The following is a 19,934-nucleotide window of genomic DNA, read 5'->3' as shown; positions in this document are numbered from 1 at the left end:
TTTTTTAGTTATTCTTTTGGCTTAAAACATTCGCCCTTCACCCGCATAAGTACCCGCTAAAATTTTATTATAAATAGCATCGGCTTTTTCTTTAGCCTCAGCGACTTCCTTAGGGAGCATAGTGCGTTCATCAAGTTTACGACTGTGACTAGCTTGCATATTACCGTTATACTCAGCAATGGTATTCCACACATACGACATTTCAAGGTTTTTTGGCATTCCTAAGCCTTCGAAATACATCAGTGCTAAATTAAATTGTGCAAGAGTGTAATTATTTGCGGCGGCTTTTTCATACCATGTTCTGGCGGCTTTATAATCTTGGCTCACGCCATTGCCGTTGGCGTACATTACCCCTAAATTATACTGTGCAGCAGGAAGGTTTTTATTGGCTGCTTTCTCAAATAAGCTAATAGCCATTTGTTTGTCTAACTTTACGCCATTGCCTTCGTCATACAATACTGCAAGTGCAAACATCGAATCTACATGATTCTTTTTAACTGCTTGTTGATAAAGCTCTGCAGCTTTGTAGTAGTCGCGAGTAACTCCATGTCCGCCCTCGTATAGCTTACCTAGTTCGTAAATACCTGGGGCATAGCCTTTGTCTGCTAAATAATTAAACTCTTTAAGTGCTTCTTCAAATTCACCCGCATTAGCAGCTCTGATCCCTTCTTCTAGTCCAGCATAGGCAAGAGGGGTAGCGAGCATAATACCGGCCAGTAGCAGTGCTTTAAAATTAGACTGTGACATAAGCATGTCTCCAAATTAGTTGTCGTTCTATGTAAGCGCCATAAAAGTAAAACTTACCTAGTGAATCTATTAGGGATAGGTAAAAAATTATGAGCTAAATTAATAACGCCAACGTTTATAACCTAGGTATACAAACGTATTAACAAGTAGCTTTAACTATAGCTCAAAAATTCTAAACTTAAGCATATAGTCATGATATAAATTGCGTTAGCTTGCGATTCTATAGAAAAATGAAAAAAATAAAAGCGAGCAATAGCTTACATAATTACTTATGATGATTTTTGGCAACCAAAGCATCATAAAACGGGGTCTGTTAATGTTAAATAATTTAAAAAATATAAAACTAAGCAAAATTATTTTTATAACCAGTTTATTGTTTATTGCCAGTTGTTCTACCTCCTTTGCTTATAACAACCTTGGTTGGTTATCGTCATTTTGGATAGATGATTACGTTGATCTTAATAAAAGCCAATCTAAGCAGTTAAAAGCGATTATTAACGACACCCGAGATTGGCATCGTGAAGTTGAATTACCAAAATATAAAGCCGATTTACTCGACCTAAGACAATTGCTAAACAATGAAGCCGATACTGCGCAGTTGATGGATAAAATAACCCAAGTGAAGCAGCATTGGCGAAACTTGCTGTTGCATACTAGTGACCCTTTAATTGAGTTAGCGCTGACCTTAACCCCATCACAGCGAAGTGAAATGGTAGAAAATATTCGCGAGCAAATTAATGATGAAATCCAAGAGCACGCTTCATTAACTAAAGAGGAGCACCAACAACAACGCTTAGAGAGACAACTAGATTACTACAAGCAATGGCTTGGCAAACTCACTTCTGAGCAGCAAACGCTCATATCACAAGCCAATAGTGAGCATACCCCTACCAGTGATTTATGGTACGACTATAAACTAACTCGTTTAGCCGCACTTGAAACCCTTTTTAGCCAGCAAACACTTAGCGAGGCAGAGTTTGCCCAGCAATTACACACCATTATCACTGAGCGTGAGCATTATATGAGTAATGAGCTGCTTGAGAAAAATGAACAAAATTTAAAAGCTTATGCGCATTTGCTACTCAAGTTAAATAAAACGCTGAGCGTTAAACAGTTAGCGCATGTTGATGAAGAATTTGCAGATTTAGTGGATACTGTTAATGACTTGCTTACAGATTGAGGTTGTTTTCTAGTTCTTTTTGCTTGTTTTTACTGGCTTATTTAGCTGAAAATTGTGATTTTTGCATTTCAGGGGTATTATAAGCCATCAAAAATATTTTAAGTTATCCATGGATATAGCTGCTCTTAATAGTACAAAAACGCTACGCAAGCACGTTCTTAAATGGATGTGTATTTGCTTTGGTTTTTTGTCGTTGGTGTTTGCCGTTTTTAATTTATCAGTAAATAATTTACACCTTGTTGGTGGTCTCGAAGTCGGCTTTTCCTTATTATGCTTGTATATTTTTAAGCACTCACAAAAACACTACCCTAAGCGCTGGCATGCCATTATCATGTGTTTAGCCATCTCTTTAATTGTGTTGTGCGGCACTTACTTAGCCCCCCTTAAAAACGGTCTGTTTTTATGGACATTTATTTTGCCTATTCTTTATTACTTACTACTTGGTAGGCGTTATGGGTTAATTTTGTCTTCGGCATTACTTTTTTTGCAGTTGATGGTGTTATCTCAAAAACTGCCACATTCATCGTTTTCAGCTTTTAACATAGGACTTAACTTATTATTTGTGTACATAAGCATATGGGCCATATCTCATGTTTTTGAAGGTAATAGAGCTGATTTTTAGAAACGTTTAAAAAATTTAGCGTTACTCGATCCCCTAACCGGTGCTGGTAATCGTTTATCAATGAACCACTATTTTGAAGTAGAGCTTAGAGATAAATCTCAACTTTACTTATTTTTACTCGATTTAGACTACTTTAAACAAATTAATGATCAGTATGGGCACGAGGTGGGCGATAAAGTGTTGGTTGAGCTAGCAACATTATTGCGTGTCACTTTTGCTAAAGGGTATGTATTTAGAGTGGGAGGTGAAGAGTTTTCACTAATGAGCAATTTTGATAGCCCGCAAGCAGCCTTAGCAATGGCAGAAAAGTTAAGACTCGCAATACAAAATAAGCACATCATTGCCAATGGTGAAACCATTAAGTTAACCGCTAGTATAGGCGTTGTTCAATACCAGCAACAAAGCCTTAGTGAACTAATAGACTTGGCTGATAAACAACTTTATAAAGCCAAAGAAACTGGCCGCAACGAGGTCTGTACTGATATTTTAGTGCATGGTTAGGTTTATTGCGGCTTAATACATTTGTTCAAAATCAGGAATACTGTTTTCCCAAATCGGTCTTTCTTTGCCAATGTATTCACGCACGGCATCAAAAAACAATCGTGTTCTTACCGGTAAATCTCGGTGTGGGTATACAGCATACATTGCACTGTGTTCCATTAATTTTACATCGGTAAGTAAGGGCACCAGTTGCCCATCAATCACTTCTTTATCTAAAATAAATGCCGGCGCTAAAAAGTAGGTGGTGCCAGAGAGAGTTTTCATCAGTAATACTTCTGCATCGTTTGCTCTAAACACACTTTTTATTTTTTGCTCGCAGTGCTCGCCAGTGTGGTTATAGTAATTTATGCCTTCTACCCGCAGTGAGTTGCTGGCATAACTGGCCGCTGGCAATTGTGCCAAATCAGTGATTGTTGTTGGCATACCGTATGTTTCTATAAACGCTGGCGCGGCTAATAGTAACAGACGATTACGGGCAATTTTACGAGCAATTAATGATGAGTCTTTGGGTTCACCCACTCTAAACGCTAAATCAAATCCTTCAGATACAATATCAACCAGTCGGTCATCTAAACGCAGTTCTACTTCCACTTGCGGAAAGCGTTTTTGGAAATCGTTGATCACTGGCTGTAAATAACGCCGACCAATTAAAGTCGATGCGGTCACTTTCAATACGCCGCGAGGCTCTTGGTGGTAGTTTTCTGCCATGCGCACCGTTTCGCCAAGCAGGCTTCGCAGCTCACCCGCTTTTTTTATCATTTCAGCGCCCGCTGCTGTAAGAGAGAATGAGCGGGTTGTTCTGTTTAATAGTCTTACCCCAAGTTCATCCTCTAACCGACTAATTTGCTTAGAGATCACTGAGCGGTCAATATTTCGTATTTCGGCTGCTTTTGCAAATGAGCCTTGCTCTACCACTTCAAGCAGCATTAATAGTCGACTGGTTGTATCCATTATTTCATCACTTAGTGAGTATTGATGCCATTTTGGCACTAATGAATTTAAAGATCTATTGTTTTTGTCATCAAGTATGTTCCGTATTATGCAATGCTAAATTAAAAGGAGCGTCGTTATGAACAAACACTTAGTTGCTACAGCCTTATCTGTTGCATTAATTACTCTGACCGGTTGTGCCGATGAAAGTACAGCGCAATCAGCCCCCGCACAGCAACAACAAGCTATTGATGTAGCCGAAGTCTTGGTTAAGCCAGTTCAAAGTTGGCATACCTATACAACACGCTTAGAGTCACCGCAGAAAGTGGCATTAATGCCGCGTGTATCCGGCATTATTGAGCAAATTGAATTTAAAGAAGGGGATAGCGTTAAACAAGGCGATGTATTATTTCGTTTAGACGATCGCTCATTCGCTGCAACCGTTGACAGTTTAAGCGCTCAGGTAAAAAGTGCTCAAGCGGCTCTTGAACAAGCAAAAAGCGAAGCATCGCGTGCGGTACGCTTAACTGAGCGAAAAGCCATTTCGACTGAGCAAGCACAAGCGCGTACATCGACTTTACGTCAGCGTGAAGCACAACTTGCTGCACTGCAAGCGCAGCTTAAAGCTGCAAAGCTCGATTTAGAGTTTACGTCAGTGGTTTCTCCTATTGATGGCGTGATTTCTCGCGCAAATATTACCAAAGGTAACAACGTACTTGCAGGGCAAAGCGTGCTTACTTCAATTGTTTCTAATGACAAAATGTACGCTTACTTTGATGTAGATGAACGTACTTGGAATAGCGCATTTGACGAAGTAACAGCTGCAAGCAAACAGCCTGTTGTAATGCAAAAAGTAGGGCAAGACGATTTTAACTATAGCGGCCATATTAACTTTATAGATAATCAAATTAACGCATCTACAGGCACTTTACGCGTTCGTGCGGTATTTGATGATCGTAGTAACGAGCTGCGTTCGGGCTCATTTGCACGCATTAAATTGGCAGCTAATGCAATACGCGAAACTGTCATTATTCCAGACAGAGCCATAGGCACAGATTTAAAAAATCGCTTTGTGTTAACGGTAGGCGAAAACAATGTGCTGCAGTATAAGCTTGTAACGGTAGGTGAGCGCTATGGATCGTTGCGAGCCATCACATCAGGACTTGAGCAAGGCGATGTTATTGCTGTAAATGGCCCAGCTCGTGTAGGACCCGGTATGCCAATATCACCAAATAAAGTGGCAATTAATACCCAAGGCGTTGCATTTACGCTAAGTGCTAACCCTGCCGATTTAGTTGCTAAGCAATAAGGTTGTTAGATGAAATTTTCACACTTTTTTATACAGCGACCGATTTTTGCGGCCATGCTGTCGTTGATTATTTTAATTGCAGGTAGCATTTCATTATTTCAGCTGCCTGTCAGTGAATACCCAGAAGTTGTACCACCAACAGTGGTTGTGACTGCAAGTTACCCAGGTGCTAACCCGACGGTTATTGCACAAACAGTGGCAACACCGCTTGAGCAAGAAATAAACGGCACCGAAAACATGCTGTATATGTTTTCACAAGCAACCAGTGACGGACGTATGACGCTCACGGTGACATTTGCGTTAGGCACTGATTTAGACCGTGCCCAAGTGCAAGTGCAAAACCGAGTAAATAGTGCGCTGCCGCGTTTGCCACAAGAAGTGCAACGTTTAGGGGTTGTTGCTGAAAAATCATCACCCGATTTAACCATGGTGGTGCATTTATATTCACCCCAAAACAGCCATGACACCGCATATTTATCAAATTATGCCGATTTAAATATTAAAGATGAAATAGCGCGTTTACCTGGTGTGGGTGATATTCGTTTATTTGGTGGTGGTAAATATGCAATGCGAGTTTGGCTTAACCCCGATGCGCTAGCATCACGTGAGCTTACTGCAAGTGACGTGGTCAATGCACTACGCTCGCAAAATCAGCAAGTTGCAGCGGGTAGTTTAGGTGCGCAACCAATTTCAAATGACAGTCAGTTCCAAATTTTATTAAACGTCAAAGGACGCCTTAATAGCATTGAAGAGTTTAAACAAGTCATTATTAAAGTTGGGGAGCAAGGGCAGCTTACACGCTTGTCAGATGTGGCACGTGTTGATTTAGGCCAAGATTCTTATGCATTGCGTGCTGAGCTTGATAATCAACCCGCTTTAGCGATGCCAATATTTCAACGTCCAGGGTCAAATGCCATTGAGCTCTCTGATCAGGTGCGTGAAACCATGGCACGTTTATCAAAAGACTTTCCTGCAGGTGTTGAATACGACATTGTTTATGATCCAACGGTATTTGTGCGTGGCTCAATTGATGCGGTGATCGCCACTTTACTCGAAGCAATCGTGCTGGTGGTGATTGTGGTTATTGTATTTTTACAAACATGGCGCGCATCTATTATTCCGCTTATAGCTGTGCCAGTTTCACTCATTGGTACTTTTGCTGTAATGCAGTGGCTTGGTGTTTCTATTAATACCTTATCGCTATTTGGTTTAGTACTGGCTATAGGTATTGTGGTTGATGATGCGATTGTAGTGGTCGAAAATGTTGAACGAAATATAGAAAACGGCTTATCGCCGCTTGAAGCAACACGCGTTGCAATGACAGAAGTAACCGGCCCAATTATTGCGATTGCATTGGTATTGTGTGCGGTATTTATTCCAACGGCCTTTATTACTGGACTTTCTGGACAGTTTTATAAGCAATTTGCTTTAACCATAACTATTTCAACAGTTATTTCAGCGTTTAACTCACTGACATTGTCGCCGGCGCTAGCAGCCTTATTGTTAAAATCGCACGACGCAAAACCAGATGCGTTTACCCGCTTATTAGATAAGTTATTTGGTCGCTGGTTATTCAAGCCATTTAATCGACTGTTTAACCGTGGTGCAACAGGGTATGAAAAGCTAGTACAAAAGCTTATTCGTATGAGCGTGGTGGTAATGGTTGCCTATGTTGCTTTAGTTGGCGGTACGATTAAGCTGTTTGACGCGGTACCTGGTGGCTTTATACCACAGCAAGATAAGCAATACTTAGTTGCCATTGCGCAGCTACCAGATGCAGCAAGCTTAGACAGAACTGAAGCGGTAGTAAAACAAATGCAGCAAATAGCGCTCGAGGTTCCAGGTGTTGCAAACACTGTGGCGTTTCCAGGCCTATCTGTAAATGGTTTTACTAATAGCCCTAATAGCGGGATTGTGTTTACACCATTGGCGCCTTTTGCAGAGCGTACCGATCCGAGTATGTCGGCTTCGGCTATTGCGGCGCAGTTAAATCAGCGTTTTGCGGCAATTGATGAAGCGTTTGTGGCTGTATTTCCGCCACCGCCAATTCAAGGCTTAGGCACTACAGGTGGCTTTAAACTGCAAATTGAGGATAGAGCTAACAAAGGCTTTGAAGCATTATTTAATAGCTTGCAATCAGTGATTGCCGCGGCGCAAAAAGATCCGGCGTTAATGGGGCTGTATTCAAGCTTTAGAATTCAAGTACCGCAAATGGATATTGATATTGACCGCGAACAAGCACTTATCCAAGGTATTGCGCTTGATGAAGTATTTAACTCATTGCAGATTTATTTAGGCTCAGTGTATGTAAACGACTTTAATATGTTTGGTCGTACCTACCAAGTAAATGCTCAAGCAGATGCTGAATTTAGGGTAGACCCAGAGCAAATACTAAACCTAAAAGTACGTAATCGTGCAGGTAATATGGTGCCACTAGGCTCAGTGCTTACGGTAACGCCAACTATAGGCCCAGATCGTGTTATGCACTACAACGGTTACCCAAGTGCTGAACTTAACGGCAGCCCAGCGCCAGGTTACAGCTCAGACCAAGCGCAAACAGCGATTGAAAATGTATTGGCGAAAACGCTACCTACTGGTATTGAATATGAGTGGACTGAGGTAACGTATCAGCAAGTACTTGCCGGCAATACTATGGTGTACGTGTTCCCACTGGTGGTATTGCTTGTGTTTATGGTACTGGCTGCACAATATGAAAGCCTACGTTTACCATTGGCCATTATTTTAATTGTACCTATGACTATTTTCTCGGCGTTATTAGGGGTGTGGTTTGTAGGCTCAGACAACAATATATTTACCCAAATAGCGTTAATTGTACTGGTGGCACTGGCCTCTAAAAACGCCATTTTAATGGTGGAATTTGCCAAAGATAAACACGACACTGGATTATCGCACCTTGAGGCTATGTTGGCAGCGTGTCGCATGCGTTTACGTCCTATTTTAATGACCTCAATTGCCTTTACCGCGGGTGTTATTCCGTTAGTGTTGGCAACCGGTGCCGGTGCTGAAATGCGTCATGCAATGGGTAACGCAGTATTCTCAGGTATGATTGGTGTGACTGTATTTGGGCTATTATTTACGCCAGTGTTTTACATGCTGGTGGTAAAAAAGCAGCGCGCTGAGGAGTCTTCAAATGACTAAATTACATTTAAACAAATTTAAAATGCCGGCATTTTTAGGCTCAGTGTTAGCGATTGCAGTGTTATCTGGCTGTGCGAGCAAAATAGATACAGCAGCTGAGCAACAACAAGTAAACGAGTTTGTTTCCCAAGCAATATCGGCAGAACAGTATGTTGGTGACGATGAGCAAAACTGGTGGTACAAGTTAGGTTCAGCGCAATTAAACCAGCTTGTTAGCAACGCATTAGCTAATAACTACGACTTACAAACGAGTCAGTTAGTGCTTAAAAGTGCGTTGGCACGTATTGGTGAACAACAAGCACAATACTTACCGCAAGGCGGTGTTGAGGTTGGAGCTAAACGAAGTGGACTAGGCGATACCAATAGCCGACAGTCAAGTGCAAATGTTGCACTTGACTGGCAGCTCGACTTATTTGGTCGAATAACTGCACTCGTTGATGCCGCAAATTCACAAGCTATGAGCCAAGCAGAGCAAGTTAGGCTATTACAAATTGAAGTTGTGTCATCTGTGGTTAAAGGGTTTGCCAGCTATCAGGGCAACCTGCAAAAGCAACAAATTATTGAAATGCAAATAGAAGCACTTGAACAAAGCATACAAGTGCTGCAGGCGCAAGTAGATGAAGGTGTGGCAAATGAGCTTGATTTAAACCGCACCATGGCGCAACTTAGGCAGCAACAAGCGCTCATTCCGGCGATTGAATATGCTAAGTTTCGTGACTTATCTACGCTGGCGGTATTAAGTGCACAACCAACGCAATCACTGAGTATTAAAGATGAACGTGCTGTATTGAGCAAGGCATTTCAAGTGTCACTAGCAAAGCCAAATCAGGCTATTGCACTAAGGCCTGATATTAGCCGTGCATTATATGACTTTAGCCAAGCAAATAGTTTAAGTGTGGCAGCCAGTAAAGCTCTATTACCCGATATCAGCTTAAGTGGTTTTGCAGGCGTGCTAAGTTTGGGCAGTAATGGTTTTAGCGACACCCAGCAGCAGTGGCAAGTTGCACCACAAGTACAATGGTCTTTATTGAGTTATCCTGCGTTGTTGGCTCAGCGTGATGCGCAGCAGTTTTTAAGTCAAGCTGCTTATACTGACTATCAACAAGTGGTGTTAAAAGCCATTAACGAGAGTGAACTTTCATTGCAATACTTGGTCAATCAAGCACAGCAATCGCGCTTTGCTGAGCAGCGGTATCAGTTTGCTAATAATGCATTTTTACAAGCACAAGCAATGTATGAAGAAGGGCAAATTCCTTACTTAGAGTTGTTAGATGCACGTCAGGATGTTTTAATAGCACAAGAAAATGCCGTTGATTCAACTATTTCATCGTTACTTGCTAAGGTAAATGCTTACCAGTCATTTAATGGACGATGGAGTTACGCGTTAAGTAATACTAACTAGTAGAGTTTTTGATGCCTAATACTGTAGTTACAAACCCAGATACTATTCCTTCATCTATGCAGGCTATTGCCTTAATAGAGCCTAATGAGGATATTAACTTAACGGATATTCAATTACCTGTGCCTCAATGCACAGGTAATGAGCTGTTAGTAAAAGTGGAGTATGTTGGTTTAAATCCGGTGGATGCGCAATTTGCTAAATCTGGCTTTTGTCTGTGGCAATATCCGCATGTTTTAGGCTTAGATGCAGTGGGTGTGGTGGTTAAAGCGGGTAAAGGTGTATTTCCTGGTGTGGGTGAGCGTGTAATGTGGCATGCCAGTATTGGTGAGCAAGGGGTGTTGAGCGAATACGCAAAAGTACCTAATTATGCGGTGTCTATCATTCCCAAGCAATTAGCCAGTGACAAGGCTGCTACTTTGCCCTGCGCCGGAATGGCAGCGCTTATCAGCTTAGATAAATTAGCCGTAACTGAAGGCGATACCCTCTTTGTTGAAGGGGGCGCAGGTGCTGTAGGTCAATTTGCTATTCAATTTGCAAAGCAGCGTGGTGCCGATGTATTTACAACCGCCTCCAAGCGTAACCACAAATTGGTTAAGCAGCTAGGGGCTGATGTAGTCTTTGATTACAATGACAAAACCTTATGTGACAAAATTCGCCGAGAGTTAGGACCACAAGGATTTGATGCCATTATTGATATTATGGGCGGGGAATCGACCATTCAAAATATTGAGTTAATGCGTTTTTGTGGCCGTATTGCTTGTTTAAATCCACTGCCTAAGTTTGAACAGCAGTTAATGTTTAGGCGTGCGCCCAATATTAGTATTGTCTCTTTAGGTGGCGCGTGGTTAGCCAACAGCCTATGTGCGCAGCAGCGTATGAGTTTTATGGGGAATTTATTGCTTGAAACAGTTTCTAATGGCGATATAAAGCACCCTGAAATTCTAGCTGTTGATTTTAATGCACAGGCCGTATCTAGCGCCTTAAACAACCAGTTAGCAGGTGGTTTTACTGGTAAGCAGGTGGTTAAAGTAAGCTAATTTCACCCAAATTCTCGTATTAAAAAAACGCAGCCTAATTTTAGGCTGCGTTTTTTTGTTTTCTACTTTATTACCAAATCCGTATTTGCGGCGCCAACAACCAGAATTATTAAATTTTTAACAAAAAAATAATAATTCAGCGTACAGGTGTAAGCCTTTTTATTTCAACAGTTTACGTTCAGGTAAAGAAAATAAATTGCAAAAACTGTTAATTAATTGAATAGAGTAATTGATCTAAACCGATTTTTATGACGTAATGTAGGTATTATTATCTGGTCGGATGAGTTCGTTATGAGTTTACGTACAAAATTAAAAAAAGTATTACCAAGTATTTCAGTTACTGAGCAAGAAGCGCTAGACGCTGGCGATGTATGGCTAGAAGGGTCTATCTACCAAGGTAAACCAGATTTTAGCGCGCTACGCGATGTACCTGCGGCAAAACTAACCGCAGACGAGCAAGCGTTTCTAGACGGCCCAGTACAAGAACTACTAAGTATGATTGATGATTCAGTCATTCAAAATGGTATTCATTTACCAAACGATATTTTAGAGTTTTTGAAAAAAGAGCGTTTCTTCTCGCTGATCATCCCTAAATCGTTTGGCGGTTTAGAGTTCAGCCCATACGCTAACTCAACAATTGTAGGTACTATCGCAACTAAAAGTTCAGCGGTTGCGGTAACTGTAATGGTACCAAACTCGTTAGGCCCAGGTGAGTTACTACTTCACTTCGGTACAGATGAGCAACAAGCACATTACTTACCACGTTTAGCAAATGGTACAGACATTCCATGTTTTGCATTAACCAGCCCAGAAGCAGGTTCTGATGCCGGCGGTATTCCTGATGTAGGTACTGTTACTAAAGGCATGTACAACGGCGAAGAAGTACTTGGCCTAGAAATTACATGGGACAAGCGCTACATTACACTCGCGCCAATTGCTACTGTACTTGGTTTAGCGTTTAAAGTAGTTGATCCAGATGGTCTACTAGGTGGTAAAGAAAACCTAGGTATTACTTGTGCCCTTATTCCAAAAGAGCACCCTGGTGTAGAACTTGGTAACCGTCATGATCCTATGGGTATCCGTTTTTACAACGGTACTACACGTGGTAACAAAGTATTTGTACCAATGGACTTTATTATCGGTGGTCAGAAAAACATCGGTCGCGGTTGGCAAATGCTAGTTAGCTGTTTAGGCGCAGGTCGTGGTATTTCATTACCAGCGTTGGGTGTAAGTACAGCTCAAGTTGCATTTAAATCAGCTTCTGAGTACGCAGCAGTGCGTGAACAGTTTGGTTTATCAATTGGTCAATTTGAAGGTATTCAAGAAAAGCTAGCTGATATTGCAGGTAAAACATACCTACAAGAAGCAATGCGAGTATTGACAACTGAAGGTTTAGGCATGGGCTTAAAACCATCGGTAGTAACTGCAATTGCTAAATACCATATGACAGAGCTTGGCCGTGATGTGCTTGACTCAGCAATGGATATTCAAGCGGGTAAAGCAATTCAGAACGGTCCTCAAAATACACTTGCTAGCGGTTATGTGGCGCAGCCAATTGCCATTACGGTAGAGGGCGCGAACATTCTTACTCGTAACCTGATGATCTTTGGTCAAGGTGTTATGCGTTGTCACCCATACCTACAATCTATGGTTGAGTCTATCCACAGCGATGACAAAAACGCAGATGCAGAATTTAACGGTATTTTACGTAAAACAATTGGTTACAGCACAGCAAACAGCTTACGAGCCTTCCGCTTAGGTGTGCTACCGTTTACCGCGAGTGCAAACTCAGCATTACCAGAAGTACGTGACTACGAAAAAGCAGTACATAAACTATCAGCTAAATTAGCTGTATATGCTGACTTCTCATTACTAGTACTTGGCGGTAAATTAAAACAAGCTGAAATGCTTTCAGCACGTTTAGGCGATGTAATGAGCTTCTTGTACGCAGCTATGGCATCTATTAAGTATTACGAGCAAAAAGTAGCAAGCAGCGAGCGTGAGCAAGCGGCTCCTTACTTCCATTATGCGACTCGTTTTGCACTACAAAGTGCAGAAGAAGCATTGCACAAGTTCTTAGACAACTTCCCTGCAAGTGGTACTCGTAAGTTCATTCGTTTCATTACTATGAACTACTCAACTAAAATGCCAAAAATTAGCGATGATTTAATTCGTGAATTAGCAAAACAAGCTCAGCTTGATACAGCATTTAAAGCGCAAATAACACATTTAGTTAAGCCAATTGAAGGTGATGGTCATCACATCAATGAGCAAGCTTACAAAGCTAAAATGGCGTCACTTGAGCTATTAGCAAAAGTGAAAAAAGCGCTACGTGCTAAAACCTTTAAGCCGGGCACGCGTTTTTCAATCACACTTGAAAATGCACTTGCTGCAAAAGTAATTAACGACGCTGAATTTGTTCAGTTAAGTGATTACAACAAAAAGCGTGAAAAAGCGATTCGTGTTGATGAGTTCGACTTCGATATGAACATCCTAGACGACAACGCACAGCCAGTTAATCCGCTTAAAAGCGTGGTTAACCAATAAAATTCAATAATGCAAAGCGCCTGTAGTTTAGGCGCTTTTATTGATACAAAATTAGTGTGGAGTCCTGCTTGAGTAACATCAAGCGGGGCTTTTTTATGGGTGTGATTTAAGCTCATAACTAATGACGACTAATTTAATGGTACAGAACATTATTAAACGTTATTTTAGTGTATTTTAACAATGGGTGGTAAATAAGTTACGTAATTACTTGTTTACATTAGAGTTGTTTAGTGGAATTATTGAGCGTATATAATATACGCTGTTTTGAGGGTTATAACTCCCAAAGTGGTGTTTAATGAGCTGTTATGTTTTAGGGAAAAATTATGATTTATACGACAACGGAAACTGTTCCTGGCAAGGAAATCGAAGCTGTATTGGGAATCGTCAATGGCAACATGGTTCAGTCTAAACATGTTGGTCGAGATATCATGGCTGGTTTAAAAGGGATTGTGGGTGGCGAACTCAAAGGCTATACCGAGATGTTGATGGAAGCTCGAAATGTAGCGGTAGAACGATTAATAGAAGATGCAAAAAAGTTAAATGCCGATGCAATAGTAGGAATACGGTTTACAACTAGCTCAGTTACTGATGGGGCATCAGAAATATTAGTGTTTGGCACAGCAGTTAAACTTCGAACATAACAAACAATTTAAGCAGATTCGCAACGCTTGTCATTTTTGGTGTTTCTTTCAAAGCCAAGAAATGAGGGCGCTTTCCTCTTTTCTGCACATTATAAAAAGAACAGCCTAACTAAAAGTTTAAAGTTGGCAATGTGTTACATGATTTGTAATTAATATTAAAAATAATGAAGAGGACATACATTGCTCATAAAAAGAGGAAAGTGTCCTTTGATAAAGTTATTAGAGTGCGAATATGGATAGTGCCTACTTGAAAGTAAAACGTGCAGAAAAGCATTATGCTGAACTTGCACAGATGTTTAAAAAGAAAAAGCCGTTCGGTTATTTTTTAGAAACTAATTGCAAAACTGGTGGAAGAGCAACATTCGCAAAGCGAAACGAAAATGTTGCTAATGAAGCTGCCGTAATAATTGGCGATGTTCTCCATAATCTTAGAGCTGCTATTGATCATGCATATTGGAATTGTACTGAGAGGTATGCAAAATCTGATGGAGAAAGAAAAAGCATTCAATTTCCAATCACCTCAACAGAGACTGCCTTGAAAGACTCTGTTTTGACTGGTATACCTTCGAGAGTTTCGAAAGATTTTGCTCACGCACTAGCGAGTTTAAAGCCATATAGAGATGGTGGGAATATACTTCTTTGTGCCATACACGACTTGGACGTTATGGATAAACACAAGTTATTAGTCCCAACAGGTAACTTCACGAAAATTAGTAGCTCAATGATTCAAAGACTGGTTCCTGATTTTCCATCTGGTTTAATGAATTGTGGCTTTGGTAATAATTATCGCGATGTTGGTTGGCAAGTACAGCCAATGACTTGGACACAGAGAAGAAAAGCCAAAGTGCCACCATCGAACATAATTGAGCAGGAATTAGATGTGCCCGTTGAAATTGTAATTGGTGACATAGATTCAACAAAACCAGCACTTCAAGTGCTGCAAGAGTTAATAGCACTGGCAAAAAGTACAATACAAACCTTGTATTCTGCAGCAGGCATAAAAGTTGAAGAAGCACTCTAACAAGCCAATTAAACCGACCTCAATACGCTATGCTCCTTTCGGCGGCTTATTGGGGTGTTAAATACCTAAATGGAGTTTAGATGAATATTCAAGTTTTTAGACCAAAACAATTTGTAGATATGGCGAGAGACTATAAGTTGTTTGCGGATGACGTAGAAGTTGCGACTATAAAAAGAGGGGTTACGCAAACAGTAAACATCCCTGATTCAACTAAAACTATTCAAGCGAAAATAGATTGGTGTTCAAGCCAAACTTTTCCTGTAGCCTCAATTACTGACAAAGGAATTATTATTAAAAATTCTTTTGGTAGTAATATATTCAAATTGCTTTTTTTAACTATTTATTATGTCAGTTTCGGTAAAAGCAAATACTTATCGGTAACAAACGGTATTTAGTAAGAATATTCAAACGAAAAAAAACCGTTGGCTGTTTTCACACTGTTTAATATTTTAGCCAACTATTTCAAGTCTGTTTATATTGGCGTTTTACGAACTAAGGAAAGTTATGATTAAATCAATACTGATAATATTTACATTGTTTTTAGCTAGTCTTGCTACCGCTGAAGAGTTTACTGATGTGTCTGAGATCACAGAGCGCTTGGAAGATGACATACCAAAGATTTTAGATAAACACAAAGCTCCTGGTGTTGCACTTGCATTTGTCAATGGAAATAGAGTTCTAGAGTTTCGATCCTATGGTTTTGCCGACGTAGCAGCCAAAACTGAGATTACCCAAAGCACAATGTTTAACGTAGGGTCTATTTCTAAGCTGGTTACTGTTTGGGGAGTAATGCAACTTGTAGCTCAAGGCAAAGTCGATTTAGATGCGCCAATAAACCAATACCTCAAACGTTGGCAGATCCCTAAGTCTGAGTTTAACGCAAAAAAAGTAACATTGAGAAATATCTTATCTCACACTTCAGGCTTGTCACTTGGCCCATATACAGGCTGGGAGTCTCCAGAAAAGTTAACATCTATAGTTGACTCACTAAATGGCAATAACAATGGCGCCGGATCTGTTGAACTTATTCATGTGCCCGATACAAAATGGTCTTATTCTGGTGGTGGGTATTCAGTGGTGCAACTTTTAATTGAAGATGTGTCAGGCATGGCATTTGAAGACTATATGCAGCAATACGTGTTTAAGCCTCTAAATATGAAGGATTCTACTTTTAAAATTACTAAAAAAGTTATCAAAAAGTCGGCAACACCTTACGATAATTCCGGCAAAGTCACGGGCATGGTTTATTTTAATGAGAAAGCAGCTGCTGGTTTACAGACAACGCCAATAGACTTAGCCCGCTTTAATATGGCTGTGTTGCGCAACGACGATGGTGATTATAATGGTTTAGGGTTGCTACCAGAAAAATTAATTGATCTGATGATAAAGCCCGCGCCAAACACTAATGGGCGCTGGAGTATGAGCTATGTTGTTGACGCAAAGAATAGCAGTCTTGGCTTTGCTGGATTTAATCGTGGTTGGGTCTCGCTATCACGCTCTATCACTGACCTTAACTTTGGTTATGTGATTTTAAGTAATAGTAGTATTGGCGCAGTGAATAATGACATTGATAGTCTTATCCTTTCTATTGTTAAACAAAACCATAACTAAAATGGATACAACAAAGTATTTCAGCGGGTAAAGCGCTCAATTCGACGATAAGTTTGTAGTGGCATAGTTAATTTTGCCGCCCATTCAAAAACTAGCATTCGTTTTTTACATACAGGGTTGTGAAAAAACATACAGAGCTTTTTTACTAAGACCTTTTATTTAAAACACTGTCTAATGTTAAACTAACTAAAATTTAGCAACCTAATTTGGCTATGTCTTTTTATCTTCCGTTACTTACCCCGCATTTTGAGCGTATAGCCATTGGCGAAACCCTAACCTCGCTTTGGAGTGGCTGTGGTCAAATTGTGAAGTGCCAACTTGATGAGCAAGCCTGTGTTATTAAAGCGATTAAAGTACCCGATCATATTAATCACCCTAAAATTAAACAAAGCAACTTTGCACTTAATAGAAAGCGTGACTCTTACCACGTTGAATATGCGTTTTATAAGCAATTTAGCCATAAGCTGCCCAAGCAAGCTGCAGCTATTGAATGCATTAAAGCAATCAACAAGGGCGATGAGTTTGCCTTGGTGTTTAAAGATTTTTCAAAGCAGGGGTACAGCCAAGCAACCACCGAGAATATAAAAGCCATATTAAAGTGGTTGGCACATTTTCATGCCTTTCATTTAAATGCAAAGTTTGATGGCTTATGGCAGCAAGGAAGTTATTGGCATTTAGATACACGCCCTGATGAATTTAATAACTTACCTGAAAAGTCCGATATTAAAAAGGCTGCATCACTTTTAAACAGCGCGTTAAAGCAGTGTGATTATAAAACGTTAATTCATGGTGATGCCAAGCTTGCTAACTTTGCCGCTAATAGCCAAGGGCATATTCTCGGTTACGATTTTCAATATGTGGGTGCGGGTGTTGGGGTGATTGATGTAATGTATTTTATGACCAGCTGTATGGATGATTCTGAGCTTCATAAACACGCACAGAGCTACCTTGATTATTATTTTAGCCAATTGAAGCAAGCTCTGAGTGACTATCAACCACACATTAATGCTGATGATGTTGTTACACAATGGGCTCATTTATGGCCAGTGGCATGGGCAGACTTTTATCGGTTTTTACTTGGGTGGAGCCCAGAACACAAAAAGGTTAACAGCTACATGCATGATCAGGTAAATAATTGGTTAGCGAGTAACAACTCATAAACACAAAAATCTTTATAGTTGTGGCTAAATTAAATATTTTGGCACGAACTATGAAATCAAGACTAAAATTAACAGTCAAACGGCCTGTTTTAATATAAAATACGTCAAATTTTTTATCACTAGGTTTATTACTATGGCTATTCACGTTATTTCTCATCCCCTTGTTCAACATAAGTTAGGTTTAATGCGCGCGCATGGAATTAGCACGAAAAGTTTTCGCGAGTTGTGTTCAGAAGTGGGCACATTATTAACTTACGAAGCCACTAAAAATCTAGAATTAGAAGATAACGAAATTACAGGCTGGGACGGCAATAAACTTAAAGTTGAGCACATTAAGGGTAAAAAAATTACCGTGGTGCCAATTTTACGTGCGGGCCTTGGTATGATGGACGGCGTAATGTCGTTACTCCCAGCGGCTAAAGTGAGTGTAGTGGGTTTAGAGCGTAACGAAGAAACTCTTGAGCCAGTCCCCTACTTTGAAAAACTAGTGGGTAATATTGATGAGCGTTTAAGCTTAGTGATTGACCCAATGCTGGCTACTGGTGGTTCTATGATCGCCACCATTGATATGCTTAAAAAAGCGGGCTGTAAAGAAATTAAAGTAATCGTACTGGTTGCTGCACCTGAGGGCGTTGAAAAAACATTAGCCGCTCACCCTGATATTGAGATTTTTACTGCCTCAGTTGATAGCCATTTAAATGAAAAAGGTTACATCATCCCAGGGCTTGGCGATGCAGGTGACAAAATTTTCGGTACGGTTTACTAAGGTTTAGCAGTGCAAAATAATTCTACATTTTCTATAAAAACTATTCTAACCGGTGCCCAAATGCTGTTTGTTGCATTTGGTGCGTTGGTACTAGTGCCTATTTTAACCGGCCTAGATCCTAGCGTTGCGTTGTTTACTGCTGGTTTAGGTACTTTGTTGTTTCAATTTGTGACTAAAGGCCAAGTCCCTATCTTTTTAGCGTCGTCATTTGCGTTTATTGCACCCATTATTGCCTCAGTGCAAATGTGGGGCATACCGGCCACTATGGGGGGGTTAATGGCGGCGGGCTTTACTTATATGCTATTAAGTTTATTGGTGAAGTTTAAAGGTACAAAAACCTTACATAAAATTTTGCCGCCAATTGTGGTAGGCCCAGTGATTATGGTGATTGGCCTCGCTTTAGCGCCTGCTGCGGTTAATATGGCGATGGGTAAGAGTGGCGATGGTGGTACACAAATTATTGCCTACGACAGCGCTATTATTATCTCTATGTTCTCATTACTAGTAACTTTAGTGTTTGCCGTGTGGGGTAAAGGGGTATTTAAATTAATACCTATTTTAGCCGGTGTTGTTGCCGGTTACACACTATCGTTATTTATGGGTATAGTGCAGTTTGAAGCCGTAAGTAATGCACAGTGGCTAGCAGTACCAAACTTTGTGTTACCAGAGTTTAAATGGCAAGCCATATTATTTATGGTGCCGGTGGCAATTGCGCCTGCTATTGAACACATTGGCGATATGATGGCAATTAGCCAAGTTACAAAAAAAGACTATTTGAAAAAACCAGGGCTCCATCGCACTTTATTTGGTGATGGTTTAGCCACGTCTGCTGCATCCTTATTTGGCGGCCCACCGAACACCACTTACTCAGAGGTAACCGGTGCGGTAATGCTCACTAAAAACTTTAACCCTAAAGTAATGATGTGGACGGCCATTATCGCAATTTGCTTAGCATTTGTGGCTAAAATGGGCGCTGGTTTGCAAACCATTCCGGTGCCTGTGATGGGTGGCATAATGATTTTATTATTTGGCTCTATTGCGGTTATTGGTTTAAACACCTTAGTTAAATCGGGCGATGACTTAAGTGAGCCGCGCAATTTAAGTATTGTGGCACTTATTTTAATTTGTGGTATTGGTGGTATGTACATAGGTAGTAGTGAGTTCAGCCTAGAAGGTGTGAGCTTGTGTGCTATTTTAGGCATAGTATTAAACTTAGTATTACCCAAAGCACAGAGCGACCAGAGTTAAGTTTGCACTGTGGCTAAAAAATATTGCACCAAAAAAAGCGCATTTAAATTAGT

General features: G+C 40.5%; 15 protein-coding genes and 1 pseudogene. 14 read left to right on the top strand and 2 right to left on the bottom strand.

Translation table 11 applies throughout. The annotated features are described in order from the left end of the window. Positions 1–21: 21 nt before the first annotated feature. Complete coding sequence (locus P20439_RS08615) at positions 22–747, bottom strand: tetratricopeptide repeat protein (RefSeq protein WP_008466180.1); 726 nt, start codon at positions 745–747, stop codon at positions 22–24. A gap of 316 nt (positions 748–1,063) precedes the next feature. On the opposite strand from P20439_RS08615, the gene P20439_RS08610 reads away from it, so the two are divergent. Together P20439_RS08610 and P20439_RS08605 are read left to right on the top strand one after the other, a co-directional pair. Then, the gene (locus P20439_RS08610; RefSeq protein ID WP_008466178.1) at positions 1,064–1,927 is read left to right on the top strand and encodes a DUF6279 family lipoprotein; all 864 of its coding nucleotides are present in this window, start codon (positions 1,064–1,066) and stop codon (positions 1,925–1,927) included. Between the two features lie 109 nt (positions 1,928–2,036). Further along, positions 2,037–3,050 (top strand): annotated as a pseudogene (locus P20439_RS08605) (GGDEF domain-containing protein). 12 nt (positions 3,051–3,062) lie between these two features. On the opposite strand, the gene P20439_RS08600 reads toward P20439_RS08605, so the two are convergent. Next, positions 3,063–4,001: a LysR family transcriptional regulator gene (locus P20439_RS08600; RefSeq protein WP_008466173.1), complete on the bottom strand. Its 939-nt coding sequence runs from the start codon at positions 3,999–4,001 to the stop codon at positions 3,063–3,065. A gap of 118 nt (positions 4,002–4,119) precedes the next feature. Here P20439_RS08600 and P20439_RS08595 point away from each other — a divergent pair, with 118 nt between their 5' ends. From P20439_RS08595 to P20439_RS08540, 12 genes are all read left to right on the top strand, one after another. Beyond that, positions 4,120–5,289 carry an efflux RND transporter periplasmic adaptor subunit gene (locus P20439_RS08595; RefSeq protein ID WP_008466171.1) on the top strand — a complete coding sequence of 390 codons (1,170 nt, stop codon included), beginning with the start codon at positions 4,120–4,122 and terminating at the stop codon, positions 5,287–5,289. A gap of 9 nt (positions 5,290–5,298) precedes the next feature. Then, entirely contained in the window at positions 5,299–8,448 is a 3,150-nt protein-coding gene (locus P20439_RS08590; RefSeq protein ID WP_008466169.1) for an efflux RND transporter permease subunit, read from the top strand. Further along, on the top strand, positions 8,441–9,850 hold the full coding sequence (locus P20439_RS08585; protein WP_008466167.1) for a TolC family protein: 1,410 nt from the start codon (positions 8,441–8,443) through the stop codon (positions 9,848–9,850). Before P20439_RS08590 ends, P20439_RS08585 begins: the two co-directional genes overlap by 8 nt. A gap of 11 nt (positions 9,851–9,861) precedes the next feature. Then, complete coding sequence (locus P20439_RS08580) at positions 9,862–10,887, top strand: zinc-binding dehydrogenase (protein WP_008466165.1); 1,026 nt, start codon at positions 9,862–9,864, stop codon at positions 10,885–10,887. 291 nt (positions 10,888–11,178) lie between these two features. Further along, positions 11,179–13,434 (top strand): acyl-CoA dehydrogenase, encoded by a 2,256-nt coding sequence (locus P20439_RS08575; RefSeq protein WP_008466163.1) that lies wholly within the window; start codon positions 11,179–11,181, stop codon positions 13,432–13,434. Between the two features lie 323 nt (positions 13,435–13,757). Further along, a complete protein-coding gene (locus P20439_RS08570; protein WP_008112402.1) occupies positions 13,758–14,075 on the top strand; it encodes a heavy metal-binding domain-containing protein in 318 nt (105 codons plus the stop codon). Positions 14,076–14,307: 232 nt separating this feature from the next. Next, a complete protein-coding gene (locus P20439_RS08565) occupies positions 14,308–15,096 on the top strand; it encodes a hypothetical protein (protein WP_008466160.1) in 789 nt (262 codons plus the stop codon). 80 nt (positions 15,097–15,176) lie between these two features. Further along, the gene (locus tag P20439_RS08560) at positions 15,177–15,491 is read left to right on the top strand and encodes a hypothetical protein (RefSeq protein WP_008466158.1); all 315 of its coding nucleotides are present in this window, start codon (positions 15,177–15,179) and stop codon (positions 15,489–15,491) included. A gap of 109 nt (positions 15,492–15,600) precedes the next feature. Then, positions 15,601–16,707, top strand: a complete 1,107-nt coding sequence (locus tag P20439_RS08555) for a serine hydrolase (protein ID WP_008466155.1) — start codon at positions 15,601–15,603, stop codon at positions 16,705–16,707. A 212-nt stretch (positions 16,708–16,919) separates the two neighbouring features. Continuing rightward, on the top strand, positions 16,920–17,867 hold the full coding sequence (locus tag P20439_RS08550) for a DUF1679 domain-containing protein (RefSeq protein WP_008466152.1): 948 nt from the start codon (positions 16,920–16,922) through the stop codon (positions 17,865–17,867). 133 nt (positions 17,868–18,000) lie between these two features. After that, positions 18,001–18,633 (top strand): uracil phosphoribosyltransferase, encoded by a 633-nt coding sequence (gene upp / locus P20439_RS08545; protein WP_008466150.1) that lies wholly within the window; start codon positions 18,001–18,003, stop codon positions 18,631–18,633. Between the two features lie 9 nt (positions 18,634–18,642). Beyond that, a complete protein-coding gene (locus P20439_RS08540; RefSeq protein ID WP_008466149.1) occupies positions 18,643–19,881 on the top strand; it encodes a uracil-xanthine permease family protein in 1,239 nt (412 codons plus the stop codon). Positions 19,882–19,934: the final 53 nt, after the last annotated feature.

Origin of the sequence: Pseudoalteromonas sp. BSi20439 (assembly GCF_000241165.1) — a bacterium.
Classification (GTDB): Bacteria; Pseudomonadota; Gammaproteobacteria; order Enterobacterales; family Alteromonadaceae; genus Pseudoalteromonas.
This window is presented reverse-complemented; position numbering and strand designations above follow the sequence as displayed.

Excerpts from the sequence above, each read along its gene's own strand:
- P20439_RS08550 (WP_008466152.1), top strand. The coding sequence starts at position 16,920 with ATGTCTTTTTATCTTCCGTTACTTACCCCGCATTTTGAGCGTATAGCC.
- P20439_RS08595 (WP_008466171.1), top strand. The coding sequence starts at position 4,120 with ATGAACAAACACTTAGTTGCTACAGCCTTATCTGTTGCATTAATTACT.
- P20439_RS08555 (WP_008466155.1), top strand. The coding sequence starts at position 15,601 with ATGATTAAATCAATACTGATAATATTTACATTGTTTTTAGCTAGTCTT.
- P20439_RS08585 (WP_008466167.1), top strand. The coding sequence starts at position 8,441 with ATGACTAAATTACATTTAAACAAATTTAAAATGCCGGCATTTTTAGGC.
- P20439_RS08590 (WP_008466169.1), top strand. The coding sequence starts at position 5,299 with ATGAAATTTTCACACTTTTTTATACAGCGACCGATTTTTGCGGCCATG.
- upp (WP_008466150.1), top strand. The coding sequence starts at position 18,001 with ATGGCTATTCACGTTATTTCTCATCCCCTTGTTCAACATAAGTTAGGT.
- P20439_RS08580 (WP_008466165.1), top strand. The coding sequence starts at position 9,862 with ATGCCTAATACTGTAGTTACAAACCCAGATACTATTCCTTCATCTATG.
- P20439_RS08615 (WP_008466180.1), bottom strand. The coding sequence starts at position 747 with ATGTCACAGTCTAATTTTAAAGCACTGCTACTGGCCGGTATTATGCTC.
- P20439_RS08575 (WP_008466163.1), top strand. The coding sequence starts at position 11,179 with ATGAGTTTACGTACAAAATTAAAAAAAGTATTACCAAGTATTTCAGTT.
- P20439_RS08560 (WP_008466158.1), top strand. The coding sequence starts at position 15,177 with ATGAATATTCAAGTTTTTAGACCAAAACAATTTGTAGATATGGCGAGA.
- P20439_RS08570 (WP_008112402.1), top strand. The coding sequence starts at position 13,758 with ATGATTTATACGACAACGGAAACTGTTCCTGGCAAGGAAATCGAAGCT.
- P20439_RS08610 (WP_008466178.1), top strand. The coding sequence starts at position 1,064 with ATGTTAAATAATTTAAAAAATATAAAACTAAGCAAAATTATTTTTATA.
- P20439_RS08565 (WP_008466160.1), top strand. The coding sequence starts at position 14,308 with ATGGATAGTGCCTACTTGAAAGTAAAACGTGCAGAAAAGCATTATGCT.
- P20439_RS08600 (WP_008466173.1), bottom strand. The coding sequence starts at position 4,001 with ATGGATACAACCAGTCGACTATTAATGCTGCTTGAAGTGGTAGAGCAA.